This window comes from Staphylococcus sp. NRL 16/872 (assembly GCF_022815905.2).
Classification (GTDB): Bacteria; Bacillota; Bacilli; order Staphylococcales; family Staphylococcaceae; genus Staphylococcus.
In genome coordinates, this window is sequence record NZ_CP119327.1 from 2,041,442 (window position 1) to 2,060,415 (window position 18,974).

The following is an 18,974-nucleotide window of genomic DNA, read 5'->3' on the forward strand; positions in this document are numbered from 1 at the left end:
GTTTACCTCATCTTGAAAACGCAAACACTTTGAATTTTCTGACATTTTTGTCACATAATATTTCTCCGGCATGATGCACAGTTAAACCTGTTGTATAAATATCATCCACGAGTAAAATCTCTTTATTTGTGATGTCTATCTCCTTTTCAATGTAAAAAGGATTAGACGCTTGGGCACGCGCTATTTTCCCTAATTGAGATTGTTTAGGACGTAATTTTGTTTTTAATAAGTTGATATAGGTCACACCCATGTAGTCTAATACAGTAGTAACTGGATTAAAAGTACGTTCGGCATCGCGTTCATATGGAGATGGGATGGGGACAATCATATCATAAGACGTTTTAGGAGGTTTAAGTTTCGACGCTAGTACTTTTGCTAAATAGTAGTCTCGCATAAATTTATAATTATGAATCACTTCTTTCATAACGCCTGTATATTGATAGTCGCAATATAATTGAGACATTAACGTAAATGTCTTTTCTAAAAATTGACAATCTAGGCATACGTCACTGTCTGTTGTTTGCTTATTTAAACATCTGGGACAACGACGAGAGTTTAAATCTAATGTTACTGTCTCCCATTGTTTTTGACAGGACTGACAGAACTGTTCACGCGGTCGGTAAAAATTGAAAACAGTCAATGTTTCATGAATAGGTTGTAAACACTGTATACATCTATGCATTGATCCACCCTCTCGTTTTGCCTAACTCATTCATTTGTTTGATGTCACGTTTGGCTTGGATCATTGCTAAACTTACCCCTTCATGTAGAAATAATACTGTGCCAGTAGGTGCTTCTCGTTTTCGCCCTGCTCTTCCTGCTATCTGTACTAGGGCTGCCTTTTCAAAAGTATCAGCGTTAACCACAATGACATCTAATTGAGCCATCGTAAATCCTCTTTCTAAAATGGTGGTAGTAAATACGATAGTGTGTTCACCTCGACGCAATGCTTCGACTTTGTCAAAACGTAATGCGTCTTCACTTGAGACACATATTAAATCTGGGAAGAAATAATGATAACAATCATACGCTTTAAGCATCAGTTCAATATTATTGAAGAAGACTAAAGTAAATCGTTGCGCATTCACCTGCTTTAATAATAAATTTTTTAGTTTATATTGCGCACGGGTAGGCTTTAATTTGAAATAACTAAATATTGGTTCGGGTAATGGATGTCTGTGAAAGCGTACAGGCAATTTTATAACATGGTCTGCTTGGATTTGGTGTAATAAAGATTTAGGAGGAGTAGCCGTCATAAATATGTGGCTATGTTTTGATTTAGAGGCAAGTGCTATGGCACCTTGTAATTGAGGATCCATAGATAGTGGGAATGCATCGACTTCATCAATAAAGATGACGTCGAAATGACTTTTAAAGCGAAAGAGTTGATGCACAGTTGCAATGATAAAGTGCGCATTAAATTGTTGATGACTAGATTGGTGCAACACATCGATGTCTTCGTCAGTAAATGCTTCTTTAATTCGTTTACTAATCTCAATCACCACATCGACTCGTGGCGAAATGACCGCGACATTCAAACCTAATTTGCGCGCCCTACTGATTCCTTCAAACATCATTTCCGTCTTACCAGCGCCTGTGACCGCATATAACAATAAATTCTCACGCTGGTTGATGGATTCAATAATTTGAGTTGAAGCATAGCTTTGTTGCTCGGAAAGTTGGAACGGTAAATCATAATAGCCTTCTGAGACTTGACCCACACTTTCAGTTATTCTGTAATCTGTTATATTGTCCATTCTTCCTAATTGGATACAACGGCGACAGTAAATAATTTCTTTTTGTAAAATGACTGAAGTGTACTGACAGAAATAAGTTTTATCTTCATTGCCACATTGCATACAACGATGACCCGTTTTCGTTTCGAGGACCCCTGGTGTAGTTAATTTCACTCGTTCATCGCTTAATGCTATATGTGGGAATATTAATCTTCCATAAAATTTTATAATTCATCACACCTTTTTCAAAAAATAAAAAAGTCTAAAGATAAGTGTGAGAATACTCTCATAACTTATCTTTAGACGTAAGTTTTTAATTAATTTCAATTTTTTTAGGGAAGTAACCTAAACCTAAACCACCAGATCCTAAATGTGAGGCAACTACTGGACCGAATTCAGAGTATTGAATATTAACGTCAGGATATGTTTCTTTCAGATGTTGTAAATACGTATGACCTTCATCTGTTTTATCGCCGTTAATCACAAATACTGTGACTTCTTCCATATTTTCAATTTGCTTGAAGATATTTTCTTCTAATGCATTTAAGGCACGTTTTCTTGTACGAACTTTTTCATAAGGATGAATTTTACCGTCTTCTTTAAAATGAAGTACTGGTTTCATTTTTAATAAAGTTCCTACCCATGCTTGTGCGCCAGTAATACGGCCACTCTTTTGTAAGTTTTTTAAATCATCTACAAATAAGAATGCACCTGCATGTTCACGTGCTTCTGTTAAGGCTTCAATAATTTCTTCAGGTGAATGACCTTTTTCTACTAATTCTAACGCATATATCACATAGCTACCTTCAATCATTGCGGCTAGTCTAGTGTCAAACGTATGTACATTGATGCCTTCGACCATTTCTCCAGCTTGTGTAGCTGATTGATAACTTCCACTGATACCACTAGATAGGTTGATAACAATAATATCTGTATAACCTTTGTCTCTTAATTGTTCATAATTTTGAATCCATTCGCCAATTGCGGGTTGGCTCGTTGTCGGGATAGTTTTAGATGAGGCCATTTTTTCATAGAATTTGGGCATTGAAACATGTTCACCTTCAGTAAAAGTCTCTCCATCATCAAATGCAACACTTAATGGTGCAATAGGTATCTGATAGTGATTAATTATATCTTGTGGTAGATACCCTGTAGAATCTGCCATTACTGCAATTTTCATAATAGTCCTCCTCAATTATACTCATCGTTATTATAAGTGATTTTAATTAAAAAAGAAAATCATATTCAGATATTTATCCATTCTAAAATTTGAGTGTATAATAAAAGTCATATGATTAATAATAGATGGAGGTGTGACGATTGAGTGACCATGTTATAACAATTAAACAAGAACATACAATTGAAAATGTAATCAATAAATCACGCTTTATTGCGCATATTAAACCCGTGTCTTCCGAGGATGAAGCGAAAGCGTTTATTAATGAAGTGAAACAAACTCATAAAGAAGCAACACACAATTGTTCCGCCTATACAGTTGGCGATCAAATGAATATTCAAAAAGCTAATGATGATGGTGAACCAAGTGGAACTGCTGGTGTGCCTATGTTAGAAATTTTGAAGAAACTTGAAGTTCATAATGCATGCGTAGTAGTGACCCGTTATTTTGGCGGCATTAAATTAGGCGGTGGCGGTCTCATCCGTGCATATAGTGGCGCAGTAAGAGATGTTATCTATGATATAGGTCGCGTAGAATTACGAGATGCTGTGCCTACTGTGGTAACGATTGGCTACGATTTAACTGGTAAATTTGAATACGAACTCGCTTCAACATCATATATGCTGAGAGACACTACTTATACTGATAAAGTAAGCTATCATATCGATGTGGTTCAAACTGAATACGAAGCGTTTATTGAATTTTTAAATCGTAATACAGCAGGTAATTATAATCTCAAAGAAGAAGAAACTAAAAAATTACCATTTGATATCCCTACCAATTAATTAGTTTCAAGTATAAAAACCTTGTACATGTTAAGTGATACTACTAAAGCATACTTGACTTATACAAGGTTTTATTTTTTTTCAATTGTATCTTGGGCGTGATGATGTTCTTCATTTTTCTTAGAAATAAAATTAATTATCGGTCGGTAATTATCATCAATCAAGCCTGTAAATTCTACAATCAATTCTATTGTAATAAGAATTAGAACAAACATCAGTATAACGCCGAGTGGTTGAGATAAATAAAGAATAATACTAGATAAACTAAACATAATCGCAATAGAATAAATGAGTAACACTGTTTGACGATGAGAATAGCCAAGTGCTAGTAATTTATGATGTAAATGAGATTTATCTGCTTGCATAATATGTTGACCGTTTCGCACTCTTCGTATCATAGCAAATAACGTATCAATAAATGGCACCGCTAATATAACAATTGGGAAGAAGAGTGAAATGAATGTGATATTTTTAAAGCCAAGCAATGATAAGAACCCTATTATAAAGCCAATCATTAAAGCGCCACTATCTCCTAAGAAGATCTTGGCAGGATGAAAATTAAAGCATAAGAATCCTAACAATGAACCAATCAACACACTACATATCATAATAATAAAGATATTGGCTTGTAGAATAGCAATAAAAGCGATTGTAATTAAGCCTATAGCTGATACGCCAGAAGCTAAGCCATCGAGACCATCTATTAAATTAATTGCATTAGTAATCGCCACAATCCAAATGATTGTAATTGGAATACTTAAAACACCAAAGTGAATCGTTGGTCCCATTGGGAAAGAAATAAAATCTATCGTAATACCGTAAACTACAACAATAGATGCAGCAATCACTTGTCCTATTAACTTTAATATGGGTTTTAAATCATAAATATCATCAATTAAACCTACTAAGTACATAACAATGGCACCTATAACTAAAGGCTTTACTTCTCGTTCGATGGGATGGCCTAGCCAAATTCCGATAAGAAAAGACAGTAAAATTACGGTTCCACCTAAGACGGAGACAGGTTTTGTATGTACTTTTCTATAATTAGGTCGATCAACTAAGCCCAATTTAGTTGAGACCTTAATTATGATAGGTGTTAGTATCAGACTGATGATCATCGTTACAGCAATGAGTAGTAAAGTATACATCAGTTCACCTTCATTAATTTCCTCTAAATTTTCGCATTTGTATTTTTCTTATTCATCTTATTTTAAACAGTATATGTTTTATTTTTATATTGGACTATAGTAGGAAATATTAGATTCTAGACAAGCCTAATTTTTTAAACTTAGTCTATAATTTATAGAATAGCCATATTCCCAGAATAATAGTCATAAATATTATACTTTAGGTATAAATATTGTAAATTTTTTGTAAAGATAAGTTATTTTTTCTATCATACCACTTCATCTGTTGTTTGAACACGAAAGACCATTTAATACAATTATTTTCCAACGATATAAGATAATTCTTGATGACAAATGGTAAGTTTTCACTTACAATAACTAATGGTTAAATTAAAGGAGTCGATTTCCATATGATTGAAGCAATCATTTATAACATTGCGGTCATGGTTGCGGGTATTTATCTTTTTCATCGGTTACAATACTCCGAAAATAAGATCATGGTCTTCTCAAAAGGCTATGTCACTGTTTTAATGACGCTAGTAGCTTTATTACTAGCCGCCTATCCTATCCCATTCCATCACAGTTATTTAATTCATTTAACATTTGTTCCATTACTATTTCTTGGACGCTATACAAATATCGGTTACACACTTATTGCAGCAATCATTATTGCCTTAGTAGATGTCTTTACCTTTGGTAATTCTATATTATACGGTGTCGTTTTAATCGTTATTGGACTAATTTCAAGTATAGTAGGACCATTTTTAAAACAAAACGATATTATTTCTTTAATCATTTTAAATTTAATTAGCATCATCATTTTATTTATTCTATCAATTTTTAGTCCTCTATATGATTTAATAGAGGTAGCTGTATTAGTTCCTATTTCATTTGTCTTGACAATAGCCTCTGCAATCACATTTGTTGATATTTGGCATTTCTTCTCTTTAGTTACACGTTATGAAAATGAAGACAAATACGATTACCTTACCGGTTTAGGAAATGTAAAAGAATTTGATAGACATTTAAATAAAACTTCGCAATTAGCTGAAGATAATAGTGAAAGTCTTGCCTTACTTCTGATTGATATTGATGGCTTTAAAGATGTGAACGACACTTATTCACATAAATCAGGAGATGCTGTCTTAAAACAAATGTCACAGTTATTGAAAAATTATGTGCCGAGACAATTTAAAATATTCCGTAATGGTGGCGAAGAGTTTTCAGTAGTCATTCGTGATTATTCACTAGATCAAAGCGTTAAGTTAGCTGAAAACATTCGCACAGGCGTAGAAAAATCGTCGTTCCATTTACCTAATAGAGAAGTGATTAAACTTTCGGTATCGATTGGTGTGGGATACTTATCTCAAGAAGATCATAAATCGCAACGTAAAGTATTTAAAGATGCTGATGATATGGTCCATGTGGCTAAGAATGAAGGTCGTAACCAAGTAATGTTCAATCCTATTATTAAATTATAAGAACAAAATTGACTGTCAATATACTATTTACTATATCGCTGTGTTACCGTCGATTGAACTAAATAGTAATTGGCAGTTTTTATTTGGGTATTCTAGAAAAATGACGTTTTCATGTCAAATGTAATTAATCTTTTAAGAAAATATGTGATTAAACTCGGGACTATTGCAAGTTACATCTTCAAGTTGTACACTTCAAATTGTCCTAATAAATAATATGAATTTATCTAATTATACGGAGGTGCCCTTTATGTCAGATTCAATCACTATTATCGATGAAAATAAAGTGATTGATGTTGTGTTAATAGCTGGAAGAATTCTCCTAGAAGCTGGCGCTGAAACCTATCGTGTAGAAGATACTATGAATCGTATCGCTCATAGTTATGGTTTAAATGATACATACAGTTTCGTAACTTCTACAGCTATTATTTTTTCACTTAATGATCGAACGAATACGCGTTTGATTCGAATTAGAGAACGTACGACAGATTTAGAGAAAATTGCGCTTACAAATAGCCTCTCACGGAAAATCTCAAGAAATGAATTAACTATCGATGAAGCTAAGTCTGAACTTATTCATTTAAGACATGCCTCATTGCAATATTCATTTTTATTAAACTTTTTTGCGGCTGCAATAGCATGTGGTTTCTTCCTATTCATGTTTGGTGGTGTAGCATCTGACTGCTGGATTGCTGCGCTCGCAGGTGGCGCTGCTTTTTTAACTTTCAGTTTAATGCAACGTTTCATACAAATTAAATTCTTTTCAGAGTTTGTAGCATCTGTTGTCGTCATTACCATCGCTGCTTCATTTACTAAATTAGGAATAGCTACTAATCAGAATATTATTACCATCTCAAGCGTTATGCCTCTAGTTCCAGGTATTTTAATTTGTAACGCTATTCGTGATTTAATGGCAGGAGAACTTCTTGCCGGCATGTCTCGAGGTGTTGAAGCGGCCCTTACGTCATTTGCTATTGGCGCCGGAGTGGCCATTGTACTATTAATTATTTAAGAAAGGCTGTTAATAAATGTTATTTTATTTGTTTCATTTTACAATTAGTTTCATTTCTACATGTCTTTTCTCCATCATATTTAATGCGCCTAAAAGATTACTGCTTGCCTGTGGTTTCGTAGGCGCAGTAGCTTGGACAATTTATCAATACACTGTAGATATGAACTTAGGAAAAGTGGGCGCCTCTTTCCTCGGTAGTTTAATATTAGGTTTATTAAGTCACGTCATGAGTCGCCGATACAAACGTCCTGTGATTATATTTATCGTTCCAGGGATTATTCCATTAGTACCTGGGGGAACAGCATATGAAGCAACACGTTTTTTAGTTTCAAATGATTATACACACGCTGTTAATACTTTTTTAGAAGTAACGCTTATTTCAGGTTCAATTGCTTTTGGAATTTTAGTAGCAGAAATCCTCTATTACATTTATACACGTATTAAACAGTTTTATGATAAAATCAAGGGTAAAACATACAAGAAAATTTACAATATGAATAATAGAGTCTAAGGGGATGTCTAGCTATGAAAGAACAAATTATAGACAGATTATCACGATATGTAAAAATCGATACACAATCAAATCCAGATTCAAATACTACACCTTCAACTGATAAACAGTGGGATTTATTACGTTTATTGAAACAAGAACTTGAAGGTTTTGGATTATCTACAGATATGGATGACAATGGTTATTTATTTGCCACATTAGAAAGTAACATTGAAGAAGACGTACCAACAATAGGCTTCTTAGCTCATGTGGATACATCACCTGATTTTAATGCAACTAATGTAAATCCACAAATTGTTGAATCTTATGATGGTAAACCTATTAAATTAGGTGATACTCATCGCGTATTGAGCCAAGAAACGTTTCCTGAATTAAAAAAACTTAAAGGTCATACTCTCATGATCACAGATGGCACGTCGCTATTAGGTGCTGATGATAAAGCTGGCGTTGTTGAAATTATGGAAGCCGTAAAATATTTACAAGAACATCCAGAAGTGAAACACGGACGCATTCGTATTGCATTTACACCAGATGAAGAAATTGGTCGTGGTCCTCATAAATTTGATGTAGAACGTTTTAATGCTGATTTCGCTTATACAATGGATGGTAGTGAATTTGGCGAACTTCAATTTGAAAGTTTTAACGCTGCAGAAGCTAAAATTACGACGCATGGTGTAAATGTTCATCCTGGTTCGGCTAAGAATATTATGGTTAATGCCCTTTCATTAGGTCATCAATTCCATAGTTTATTACCAGCTGGTGAAGTTCCTGAACGTACTGAAGGTTATGAAGGTTTCTATCATTTAATGAAATTTGAAGGTAATGTCGAAAAAGCAACATTGCAATACATCATTCGTGATCATGATAGAGAAGCGTTTGAATTACGTAAGAAAAAACTTCTAGAAATTCGTGATGATATTAACACACACTATGAAGATTTCCCGGTAAAAGTGGACATTGAAGATCAATATTATAATATGGCAGAAAAAATTCAACCACACCCTTATATTATTAATATTCCTAAAAAAGTGTTCGCAGATTTAAACATTGAACCAAATACTGAACCGATTCGTGGTGGTACTGATGGTTCACAACTTTCATTTATGGGACTTCCAACACCTAATATCTTCACTGGTTGTGGCAATTTCCATGGTCCTTTCGAGTATGCATCTATTGATGTCATGGAAAAAGCAGTACAAGTGATTATTGGTATTGCTCAAGAAGTAAAAAGCTATCAAAAATAAGATTTTGTAAACAAATTAAAAGGCAAACCTTTTCGATATGGGTATCTCAACCCAGACGACTCAGGTTTGCCTTATTACATATTGAGAGAACTACAGTTGATTTAACGATATTTTTAATAGTCGCAATGCTTGAACTGTATAATGTCTAATTTGGATGCCCATTTTAAAATCAGTATAACTTTCAGGCATTTCTACAAACGTATTAAACATAGCTGTCACATGATGTTTATCAAACACATCAAATTTGTCATCCGTTGCACAAATTGCGATGGCAGGTTTTTGATGTTTTTCTGTTAACTCTGCGATTCTTAATGTGGTTGTTTCTAAAAGATTATCTTCTTCTTTCAAGCCTTCACCAAAAATAATCAAATCAGCCTGAGAAATCAAATCATCTAAATGCGTAATTTGATCTACTAATTCGTGACTAGTTAAAATATTTGCATTATATAGCCCACTTAACACAGCAGCAATACCACCACCGGCACCTCCACGTTCAACAGGACCTAAAGCTACGCGTAGTTCACTTTTAACTATTTCACTAAAATACCAAATTAAGTTATCTATATCTTTCGCTTCTTCAAAGCTGATATGTTGTGTATCAAATGTCTTCATAATCTCACTATTCTTACCATATAACTTACTTGAGAAATCTGACATAACTTGAATTTTAGCATTACTGAATTCAGTAGTTATACCTGATAAGTCTATATGGCGAATAAATTTAATAATACGTGCACCTTCACGTGCATCTAATAAATTACTTTCATCATCATAAAACTTACCACCTAAAGCTTGTAACATACCGATACCGCCATCAAAGCTATCAATGCCCCCAAGAGAGATAACGATATTATCGGCGCCGTTCTTTAACGCATCCATAATGACTTCTCCTAAACCATAACTTGAACGTTGTTCAACTGGTTTACTACCTTTTAAGAATAAATTTCCCTCGATAACCGTTAACCCATCTTCAGTTTGCCCATAAACCGCTTCTACTTCATTCATATCAGCGTCATGCACATTTACTCTATACTTAGTTCCGGATTGCCATAAGAAAACAGAATCCATTAATTCATGGCGACCATTAAATAATGGCACTTGAACCACGTCAGCTTTATCAATTTGGCTTGCTACTGCTTCTTCTACATAGCGATTCGCTTGGTAACTTGAAATAATACCATTGAACTCATCCATAGCTACTAATACTTTCATTCTTTAATCACCTCTTACCACTCTTGTTTTTTTAAAAAAATTATATACTTTATTATTTTAACTTCACTTTCACATTATACATGTGTTGCCTTCATTTTTCCTAATAAAACAATAAATTAAGGCTGGAACAACATATGGTTCCAGCCTATACTTTAATTTATATTATTCTTCAGCCTGAGCTAACGAAGACACATTAATATCACTATGGCTTGCATTCCATTTAGCTTTTCCTTCTACAAAGTAGAATGCTTGGGGTGATTCGTGTTTTACATTCGTTTTGTCAGCAATGTAATCAGATAGCTTTCTTTCTTCTTGAACAACTAGATAATAGCCATCCATATCTCTTTCATATAAAAATTTATTAAATTGATCAAATGCATCTGCTGAGATTGGACAAGTATCACTATGTTTTAATACAAATACATATTTATTATCTTCTAGTACTTGTTCAAACTGGTCAATCGAACTCAGCTTTATAGCCATTCTATTCACCTCTAAAATTATTTATGCCCATATTCCTAACTATTTATAATCATTATAAACTACTCAATGGGTACAATTATACACATTTCATTCTTCAATGTTAACCAAAATTTTTAAATTTTAATATAAGATTTAAACTATTTTTGAACTTAACAATCACTAAATTCGCATATTCATCGATGTTATTTCTCTTTTACACGCTTAAAATCTTTTGCAAAATCATTATTTTGTTTATTTAATTCTTTACCCGTTTTTGGCAACTTTTCGACATTAATTTTAGAAAGTTTTTTCTCAATTTTAATTGTTTTTTCGCGTGTATCATAATAATTTAAAAGATTGTAATACATTTCAATAGCATTTTTACGCGCATCATTCACATTAGTATCCGTAATATTAGTGCGATTAAGTTCAGTAATTTGTTTTTCAATTAAAGGCTTCATATGTGATTTAATCGCTTTTGTCGAATCGAACTTGCCATTTTCTAAATATTTTTGTGCCGTTTGTTGTAATTGTTTGTTATTATCTTCAATCTTACTAGTTAATTGATTGGCGTCATCTTGATTATTTGCTTTTTGGATAGCTGTTTCTACTTGAGAACGATTTTTTTCAAATAATTTCGTGTAATCTAAAATATTTTCATTTGCACTTATCGATTGATTACATAGATCAACAAACGCTTTTATATCATCCATCTTTTGTCTTTCTTGGCTAACATTTTTTAAATACTTCTGTTTTAAATCTTTAGTTTCTGAATTTTTAGCAGGTAGTTGCTTAGCTGCTTTTTCATAGTTTTTAAATGTAGGTATTAAATGGTTATTAATATCTTTTTGTAGTGCTTTAAATTCTTTCTTATTTTTATCTGTCGTATCCGTTTTGCTTAATTCGTTCAATTTTTTTAAATGAATTTTATCCATCACCGTTTCAACATCTTTTTTCTTATTTTCAACTTTATCTAAATGCTGAGAAAAACTCTTTAAATTCGAGTTATGTTGGACGCCGCATGACGATAGAATCAAACTACATACTACTATCATTGAAAGAATTGCTATTTTTTTCATATCTGCACTCCTATCATCACGTATTATACCTAAAGCTATTTATATTGAAAATTATTTGTGTTATAGTATTCCAGAATTTGTAAAATAATTAATCATTTGAAGGAGATTCACATGTATTCAACTGTTCAACCTTTTGTCGACTATCAAACTACTCAATATTATGAAACATTATATGAGAATACTAAAACATTACTTTTTGATTTATTAGATTCTCCAGTTCAGTTTACCCAACATATTGGTGGAACAAAGCATTTTAATTATGCTACGGAACCGATATTAGATATTTTAGTCGGCGTGAATAACTTACATGACATTACCTCTTTAGATGAAAAAAGGTTGAATTATGTAGGGTTTTATCGTCTTCATCATCCATATAAGAAAAAGGTAATGATGGCCCACTTTAATAATATGATCGATTTAAAACAAATAATACGCCTTCATATCATCCAAATGAATACACCTTTATTCAACCAATATTTAGCTGTTGATGAGGCACTCACTTCAAACGAGGACTTGGCGCTTCAATTTTCAGAAAAGAAGAAAACTATCATTCAACATGTTAATCATATAAGAAATTATGAAAATCAAAAACAAAAATACTTTGAAAATTTATACAAAAAGTTATAAAATCTTGAAAATATTATCCTAACGCCATATGCCACTCTGGAGCATCTCTCCTTTAGCAAATAAGGTTTAAAATTGCTATAATAAGAAATAGATTATAGTACAGAAGAGAAGAAAGGATGTACTTATGTTAAACAAAGACGACATCTTACAAGATTTAAAATCCATAATACCTGAAGATATTATTAAAGTTGATGAACCTTTAAAACGTTATACATATACCGAAACAGGAGGTAATGCAGATTTTTATTTATCTCCTACTAAAAATGAACAAGTTCAAACAATTGTGCGTTATGCGCAAGAGAAAGAAATTCCTGTAACTTATCTAGGTAATGGTTCTAATATTATTATTCGTGAAGGTGGCATTCGTGGAATAGTAATTAGCTTATTATCACTCAACCACATTAATGTATCAGATAATGCGATTATCGCTGGTAGTGGTGCTGCAATTATTGATGTATCGCGCGCCGCAAGAGATCACGTGCTAACTGGCTTAGAATTTGCTTGTGGTATTCCTGGTTCAGTCGGTGGTGCTGTTTATATGAACGCAGGCGCTTATGGTGGCGAAGTGAAAGATTGCATTGATTATGCTTTATGTGTAAACGAACATGGCGATTTATTACAGCTTACAACTCAAGAATTAGAATTAGATTATCGTAATAGTATTGTTCAAAAACAACATCTTGTCGTACTTGAAGCCGCATTTAGCCTAGCTCCTGGTAAATTAGATGAAATCCAAGCTACCATGGATGATTTAACTGAACGTCGTGAATCTAAACAGCCACTTGAATATCCTTCATGTGGTAGTGTATTCCAAAGACCACCTGGTCATTTTGCTGGAAAATTAATCCAAGATTCAAATTTACAAGGCCATCGTATTGGTGGCGTAGAAGTATCCAAAAAACATGCTGGCTTTATGGTTAACGTAGATAATGGTACTGCTACAGATTACGAAGATTTAATTCATCATGTTCAAAAAGTTGTAAAAGAAAAGTTTGATGTTGAACTTCACCGAGAAGTAAGAATCATTGGCGAACATCCAGAAGAATAATTTAAATAATTCATTTTTTAAGTAAGGAGACGATGTATGATGCCTCATGTTTACGGTTCACTTGTAGATGAAGAAACACGTTGTGTGCACTTTCATACATTTCTAGATGTCGTAGCGATTAAATTTAAGTGTTGCGATAAATATTATCCTTGCTACCAATGTCATAATGAGCATGAATCTCACGACATTAAACGATGGCCGGAAAAAGAATTTCATTCCAAGGCCATTATGTGTGGCGTATGTAAACATGAACTGTCCATACATGATTATATGATGACTGAGGTTTGTCCAAATTGTAAGGCCCATTTTAATACACGTTGCAAATTCCATTATCATTTATACTTTGAATTATGACAATAAGGCTCAATAGCGCTAATTCCTTAGCACTATTGAGCCTAATACTTTTATTGTTTTACTTTGTCTAATACTTTATTTAATTCATCGATTTGTTTTATAGTTGTAGATGTTGATCCAGCACTGAAGTACCATAATTTAGGATCTAATTCAAAAACGTTACCAGCTTTAATTGCTTTTACATCTTTAATCACATCATTCGCAAGTGTTTGTTTCGCAGTTGATTTACCGCTTACTACTTGTCCTCTATCCATTGCTAAAATAATGCCTGGATTTTTAGAAGTAATATATTCATTGTTGATATTTTGACCATGTGGGCTTGCTTTAACATGATTGTCAGCAGGTTTGAATCCTAAAGTATCAAATACTAAATCTCCAAATCTTCCACCTGGACCAAATGTTGATAATTCACCTTCATTAACAAGTAGATACATTGTTTTTTCATTTACTTTTTCAGTTTTCGCTTTTGTATCAGCTATTTTTTTATCTAATTCTTCATTTAGGGCTTTCGCTTTGTCTTCTTTATCATAAATTTTTCCTAAATTAGTTGTAACCTGTTTCATGTCTTTAAGATAATTTTTCTCGCTTGAACCTACATAAACGATTTTAGCATCAGGTGCTGCTTTTTTAAGCTCGTCTAAATTCTTTTGAGTAGCTGTTCTACCAGAAATATAAATTACATCCGGCTTAGCTGTCGCTACCTTATCAAAGTTAATTTGCATTAAATTACCAGTATTCACATATTTATCATCTTTAAATTCATCTAAGAATTTAGGTAATGCTTTATTTTGCTCGCCTTTAGGTAAGCCTACAATTTGAGATTCAACTCCAAATGCTTTTAAAACATCCACTGCTCCGTAATCGAAAACGATGGCTTTTTTAGGATTTTTAGGTACGTCTACAGTATTGCTAATTTTTTTAGCGTCACCACCATCTTTTTTCTCACCACGTAAACTATAATTATTTTCAATTTTTACTGTATCACTCGCAGTATCTTTTTTGGCTTCATTATTTTTGTTGTCAGAACCTTTACCACATGCGGTTAACACTAAGACAATACTCAATAATATAAATAAAATGGATTTCTTCATAGATGCCAAACTCCTTCGATGTATATTAATGATAATGATTATCAATATCATTAAATTTATATTACTTTATTATTCAACATTTGACAATATTATTTTTAAACATAATTTTTAATTTTATGATATATAAAAAGAGGCTCCGTCTTTAACGACGGAACCTCTATAAATGAGTATTATTTATCGACTACTTTTTCTAATTCTTCAATTTGTTTGACTGTTGTTGTTGAAGAACCTGAAGCGAAGTACCATAATTTAGGATCTAATTCATATACTTCATCATCTTTAACAGCTTTAACATCTTTAATAACATTATTTCCTAAGACTTGTTTAGCTGTTGATTTACCACCTACAACTGAACCACGGTCCATTGCTAAAATTACATCTGGATTTTGTTTAGTGATGTATTCATTATTCACGTTTTGACCATGAGGACTATCGCTTACGTTTTTATCAGCAGGTTTAAATCCTAATGTATTAAATACTAAATCACCAAAACGTCCATTGGGACCGTATGTAGATAATTCTCCTTCATTTACTAATAAATACATTACTTTTTTATCAAAATCTTTAGTTTTGTCTTTCATTTCAGAGATTTTCTTATCTAAATCTTTATTAATTTTTTTAGCTTTATCTTCTTTATCATAGATTTTTCCTAAGTTCTCTGTATTTTTCTTCATATCATTAACTAAATTTTTGTCTTCTGTACCTACGTAAACAATTTTAGCGTTTGGTGCAGCTTTTTTAAATTCATCTAGATTTTTTTGATTAGCAGTTCTTCCGGAAATAAAGATAACTTCAGGTTTTGCCTCTGCAATTTTATCAAAATTAACCTCTTTTAAACTACCAGTATTTAAATACTTATCGTCTTTAAACTCATCTAAAAACTTAGGTAAAGATTGATTATTTTCCCCTTTAGGTAAGCCTTTTACTTTATCTGCTACACCCATTTCTTTTAATACATCTAATGCCCCATAATCTAGTACTACTGCGTTTTTAGGATTTTTAGGAACTTTAACAGTGTTAGATACCTTTTTCGCATCACTGCCATCTTGTTCCTTACCACTTGCTTCAAAGTTATTTTTAATTGTTACAGTTTCTTTTGAGTCATTACTTTCACTTTTAGTATTTGAATCATTACTTTTTGAGCCATTACTACAAGCTGATAAAACTAAAACGATTGATAATAATAAAAATAAGACCGATTTTTTCATTTATATATACGACTCCTTAATAAAATTTAACCTAAATACTGAATTACATCTAGACTTCTCTCTATTTTACGTCTTCGATCGCATCACCCCTTTAAATTTTGAGGTTAAATTTACCTATTAAATTTAGTCGAATATCACTTCGTCATAATATAAACAGATACGTTGTCCTCTTATCTCTTCTATATGGACATCCATTTCGTATAATTCTTTTAAAATGGCTGATTGTATCACATTATCTTTAATATCTGCTTTAACAATTTCTCCTTGTTTAAGGGCGATGATATCGTCTGAGTAACAAGACGCAAAGTTAATATCATGTAATACGATGATAATTGTCTTATCTAATTCACGACATAATGCGCGTAACGTCTGCATAATTTGCACTGAATGCTTCATATCTAAATTATTTAAAGGTTCATCAAGTAAAATATAATCCGTATCCTGTGCAATTGTCATAGCGATATACGCACGTTGACGTTGGCCACCGGATAATGTTTTTATATTTCGATTTCTAATTTCTTTAAGTTGTAATAAATCTAAAGCATACTCAACTTTTTCATAATCTTCTTTTTTCATTCGTCCTTTTGAGTATGGAAAACGTCCGAAATTAACTAATTGCTCAACAGTGATATTCATTTCAGTATGATTCGTTTGTTTTAAAATACTTAACTTTTTAGCTAAATCGTCATTCTTATAATCTAAGACAGATTTACCTTCAACTGTAATAGTCCCTTTTTCATACTCAAATAAGCGACTAATTGCAGATAATAATGTACTTTTTCCAGCGCCATTAGGTCCAATTAAAGAAGTCAGTCTTCCTTTTTTAATATCCACGTTAATGTCTTTTAAAATAGGTTTGTTTTGTATTGATTTATCTAAATTTTGAATTTGAATCAATTTGCACTTCTCCTTTTAACCAGTAAGTAAATGAAGTAACTACCACCGACTAAGTCCACAATTAAACTGAATTCTGTCGTAGCTTCGAAAAGATTTTCAACTACCCATTGCGCCATAAATAAACTAATCCAACTAAACAAAATCGTCGTTGGTAAAATGTATTTATGTTCATACGTTTTCATAAATTCATGTGCTAAATTAACTGTTAATAAACCAAGAAAAGTTACTGGACCTATTAATGCAGTAGATATAGAAACGAGTAAGGCCACCATAATGAGTAAGATACGTGTCATCTTGTCATAGGAAACCCCTAAATTAATGGCTTGCGCTTTTCCTAATAAAAGAACGTCTAAATACGGACGAAGTATAATAGTTATAATAATTAAAATAACTAATAAAATTCCTGAAACAACAACCAAATTAGAATTAGCTGCTTCAAAACTAGCAAACATCGCACTTTGAACTGCTAGGAAAGAATCCGGGTTCATTATGAGTTGAAGGAAACTTGTAATACTTCGGAAAAAAGTTCCCATTATAACCCCTACTAATAAAATGAAATAAACTGAAAAGTTACCAAGTTTGAATATTCCTTGAAATAATAATAATGAAAATAAAACCATAGCAATTAAAGTAATTAAAAAATTCAAATAAACATTGGTAACAATTGTAGCTTGCTCACTTAGTAAAAATACTGGTAGTACTTTAACAAATAAATAAACTGAATCAAGCCCCATAATAGAAGGAGTTAATAATCTATTGGTCGTAATAGCTTGGAATATAACAACGGATGTTCCTATTGCTCCACCGACTAATAAGATTAAAATGAATTTTTTTAAACGACTTTGAAACTGATATTCAAAGATATCAAAATCTAAACCTACTAATAAGTAAAAAATTGCCATACAAATCGTTATAACAGTTAATATGACTATTTTTTTGTTAGAACTAATTTGCATAATTTTTCCTACCTTTCATTAGTAAGATTAGGAAAATAATTGTGCCAAATACACCAATAGTTAAACCGATGTTAATTTCGTAAGGATAAACAATTAACCTACCAATAATATCGGAGATTAATACAAAAATCGCACCTAACATAAGCGTATGTGGCAATGCGTTTTTCAAATGATCACCTCTATAAATAGAGATAATGTTTGGTACAATTAATCCTAAAAATGGTAACGTCCCTACTGTTACAACAACTAAAGCTGTTAAGGTTGCAGTAATAAATAAAGCGATATTAATGATTTTTTCATAACTTACACCTAAATTATGACTAAAGTCTTTTCCCATACCTGCGATTGTAAAATGATTTGCAAAAATAAATGCTAGAAGAAGTAAAGGCACAGTAAGATATAATACCTCATAACGGCCACTCGTAATAATCGCAAAGTTACCAGTTAACCAATTTCCAATACTTTGTAATGCATTTGTTCTTAAAGCTATAAATGTAGTAAAACTTGAAACAATGCCGCCAATCATAATACCTAATAGGGGAACAAAAATGACTTCTTTAACACGGATAAAGTTAATTAATCGAACAAATAAAAATGTCCCGATTAAACTTAACGCAACAGCGAATAATAATTTAATTAGAATGTGGCCATTTGGAAAAAAGATAAGTGAGATTAAAATACCTAATTTTGCCCATTCCATCGTTCCAGCAGTCGTAGGACTTACAAATTTATTTTGCATCATCTGTTGCATAATTAATCCTGCTAAAGCAAGTGAACTTCCTGAAAGAAGGATACTAACTGTTCGAGGAATTCGACTTGAAACCAAGATATTCCTTTGTTCGTCATTTAAATGGAAAATATCTGTTAGAGAGAGCTGACTCACTCCTACAAATAAGGAGACAATAGTTAAAATCACTAATAAAATCAGTAAAACATACCCCTTAAATAAAAATTTCATTAGCTATTC

At 32.3% G+C, this 18,974-nt stretch carries 20 protein-coding genes; 8 read left to right on the forward strand and 12 right to left on the reverse strand.

All coding sequences use genetic code 11. The features are described from left to right. Positions 1-7: 7 nt before the first annotated feature. The 3 genes from MT340_RS10200 to fakB1 form a co-directional block, all read right to left on the reverse strand. The gene (locus tag MT340_RS10200) at positions 8-682 is read right to left on the reverse strand and encodes a ComF family protein (RefSeq protein ID WP_243589851.1); all 675 of its coding nucleotides are present in this window, start codon (positions 680-682) and stop codon (positions 8-10) included. Continuing rightward, a complete protein-coding gene (locus MT340_RS10205; RefSeq protein ID WP_243589852.1) occupies positions 675-1,910 on the reverse strand; it encodes a DEAD/DEAH box helicase family protein in 1,236 nt (411 codons plus the stop codon). The genes MT340_RS10200 and MT340_RS10205 overlap by 8 nt, the downstream gene beginning before the upstream one ends. Positions 1,911-2,049: 139 nt before the next feature. Next, positions 2,050-2,916: a fatty acid kinase binding subunit FakB1 gene (gene fakB1 / locus MT340_RS10210; protein WP_243589853.1), complete on the reverse strand. Its 867-nt coding sequence runs from the start codon at positions 2,914-2,916 to the stop codon at positions 2,050-2,052. 140 nt (positions 2,917-3,056) lie between these two features. Between fakB1 and MT340_RS10215 the strand changes: the two genes are divergently transcribed. Continuing rightward, complete coding sequence (locus MT340_RS10215) at positions 3,057-3,698, forward strand: YigZ family protein (protein ID WP_243589854.1); 642 nt, start codon at positions 3,057-3,059, stop codon at positions 3,696-3,698. 71 nt (positions 3,699-3,769) lie between these two features. Here MT340_RS10215 and MT340_RS10220 read toward each other — a convergent pair whose 3' ends face one another. Further along, positions 3,770-4,849: a glycosyltransferase family 4 protein gene (locus tag MT340_RS10220; RefSeq protein ID WP_243589855.1), complete on the reverse strand. Its 1,080-nt coding sequence runs from the start codon at positions 4,847-4,849 to the stop codon at positions 3,770-3,772. Positions 4,850-5,238: 389 nt separating this feature from the next. Between MT340_RS10220 and gdpS the strand changes: the two genes are divergently transcribed. The 4 genes from gdpS (at position 5,239) to pepT (ending at position 9,073) form a co-directional block, all read left to right on the forward strand. Next, positions 5,239-6,309 carry a GGDEF domain-containing protein GdpS gene (gdpS, locus tag MT340_RS10225; protein ID WP_243589856.1) on the forward strand — a complete coding sequence of 357 codons (1,071 nt, stop codon included), beginning with the start codon at positions 5,239-5,241 and terminating at the stop codon, positions 6,307-6,309. Positions 6,310-6,556: 247 nt separating this feature from the next. Beyond that, the gene (locus tag MT340_RS10230; protein ID WP_243589857.1) at positions 6,557-7,318 is read left to right on the forward strand and encodes a threonine/serine exporter family protein; all 762 of its coding nucleotides are present in this window, start codon (positions 6,557-6,559) and stop codon (positions 7,316-7,318) included. A gap of 16 nt (positions 7,319-7,334) precedes the next feature. After that, on the forward strand, positions 7,335-7,829 hold the full coding sequence (locus MT340_RS10235) for a threonine/serine exporter family protein (RefSeq protein ID WP_243589858.1): 495 nt from the start codon (positions 7,335-7,337) through the stop codon (positions 7,827-7,829). A 14-nt stretch (positions 7,830-7,843) separates the two neighbouring features. Then, the gene (gene pepT / locus MT340_RS10240) at positions 7,844-9,073 is read left to right on the forward strand and encodes a peptidase T (RefSeq protein ID WP_243589859.1); all 1,230 of its coding nucleotides are present in this window, start codon (positions 7,844-7,846) and stop codon (positions 9,071-9,073) included. Positions 9,074-9,163: 90 nt separating this feature from the next. On the opposite strand, the gene MT340_RS10245 is transcribed toward pepT, so the two are convergent. The 3 genes from MT340_RS10245 to MT340_RS10255 all read right to left on the reverse strand — a co-directional run bounded on the left by MT340_RS10245 (position 9,164) and on the right by MT340_RS10255 (position 11,826). After that, the gene (locus MT340_RS10245; RefSeq protein WP_243589860.1) at positions 9,164-10,285 is read right to left on the reverse strand and encodes a glycerate kinase; all 1,122 of its coding nucleotides are present in this window, start codon (positions 10,283-10,285) and stop codon (positions 9,164-9,166) included. A gap of 162 nt (positions 10,286-10,447) precedes the next feature. Next, complete coding sequence (gene ytxJ, locus MT340_RS10250) at positions 10,448-10,768, reverse strand: bacillithiol system redox-active protein YtxJ (protein ID WP_243589861.1); 321 nt, start codon at positions 10,766-10,768, stop codon at positions 10,448-10,450. A 182-nt stretch (positions 10,769-10,950) separates the two neighbouring features. Beyond that, a complete protein-coding gene (locus tag MT340_RS10255) occupies positions 10,951-11,826 on the reverse strand; it encodes an EMYY motif lipoprotein (RefSeq protein WP_243589862.1) in 876 nt (291 codons plus the stop codon). 111 nt (positions 11,827-11,937) lie between these two features. On the opposite strand from MT340_RS10255, the gene MT340_RS10260 reads away from it, so the two are divergent. From MT340_RS10260 to MT340_RS10270, 3 genes are all read left to right on the forward strand, one after another. Then, the gene (locus MT340_RS10260) at positions 11,938-12,453 is read left to right on the forward strand and encodes a GrpB family protein (protein ID WP_243589863.1); all 516 of its coding nucleotides are present in this window, start codon (positions 11,938-11,940) and stop codon (positions 12,451-12,453) included. A gap of 124 nt (positions 12,454-12,577) precedes the next feature. After that, a complete protein-coding gene (gene murB, locus MT340_RS10265) occupies positions 12,578-13,501 on the forward strand; it encodes a UDP-N-acetylmuramate dehydrogenase (protein ID WP_243603841.1) in 924 nt (307 codons plus the stop codon). A gap of 39 nt (positions 13,502-13,540) precedes the next feature. Further along, positions 13,541-13,855 carry a CHY zinc finger protein gene (locus tag MT340_RS10270; RefSeq protein WP_243590268.1) on the forward strand — a complete coding sequence of 105 codons (315 nt, stop codon included), beginning with the start codon at positions 13,541-13,543 and terminating at the stop codon, positions 13,853-13,855. Between the two features lie 50 nt (positions 13,856-13,905). Here MT340_RS10270 and MT340_RS10275 read toward each other — a convergent pair whose 3' ends face one another. The 5 genes from MT340_RS10275 to MT340_RS10295 all read right to left on the reverse strand — a co-directional run bounded on the left by MT340_RS10275 (position 13,906) and on the right by MT340_RS10295 (position 18,965). Beyond that, complete coding sequence (locus MT340_RS10275) at positions 13,906-14,946, reverse strand: ferrated catecholamine ABC transporter substrate-binding lipoprotein SstD (protein WP_243589865.1); 1,041 nt, start codon at positions 14,944-14,946, stop codon at positions 13,906-13,908. Positions 14,947-15,116: 170 nt separating this feature from the next. After that, complete coding sequence (locus tag MT340_RS10280; RefSeq protein ID WP_243589866.1) at positions 15,117-16,154, reverse strand: ferrated catecholamine ABC transporter substrate-binding lipoprotein SstD; 1,038 nt, start codon at positions 16,152-16,154, stop codon at positions 15,117-15,119. A gap of 123 nt (positions 16,155-16,277) precedes the next feature. After that, positions 16,278-17,051, reverse strand: a complete 774-nt coding sequence (locus tag MT340_RS10285; protein ID WP_243589867.1) for an iron ABC transporter ATP-binding protein — start codon at positions 17,049-17,051, stop codon at positions 16,278-16,280. Then, positions 17,048-18,007 (reverse strand): iron chelate uptake ABC transporter family permease subunit, encoded by a 960-nt coding sequence (locus MT340_RS10290; protein WP_243589868.1) that lies wholly within the window; start codon positions 18,005-18,007, stop codon positions 17,048-17,050. Before MT340_RS10290 ends, MT340_RS10285 begins: the two co-directional genes overlap by 4 nt. Further along, positions 17,997-18,965 (reverse strand): ABC transporter permease, encoded by a 969-nt coding sequence (locus MT340_RS10295; protein ID WP_243589869.1) that lies wholly within the window; start codon positions 18,963-18,965, stop codon positions 17,997-17,999. The genes MT340_RS10290 and MT340_RS10295 overlap by 11 nt, the downstream gene beginning before the upstream one ends. Positions 18,966-18,974: the final 9 nt, after the last annotated feature.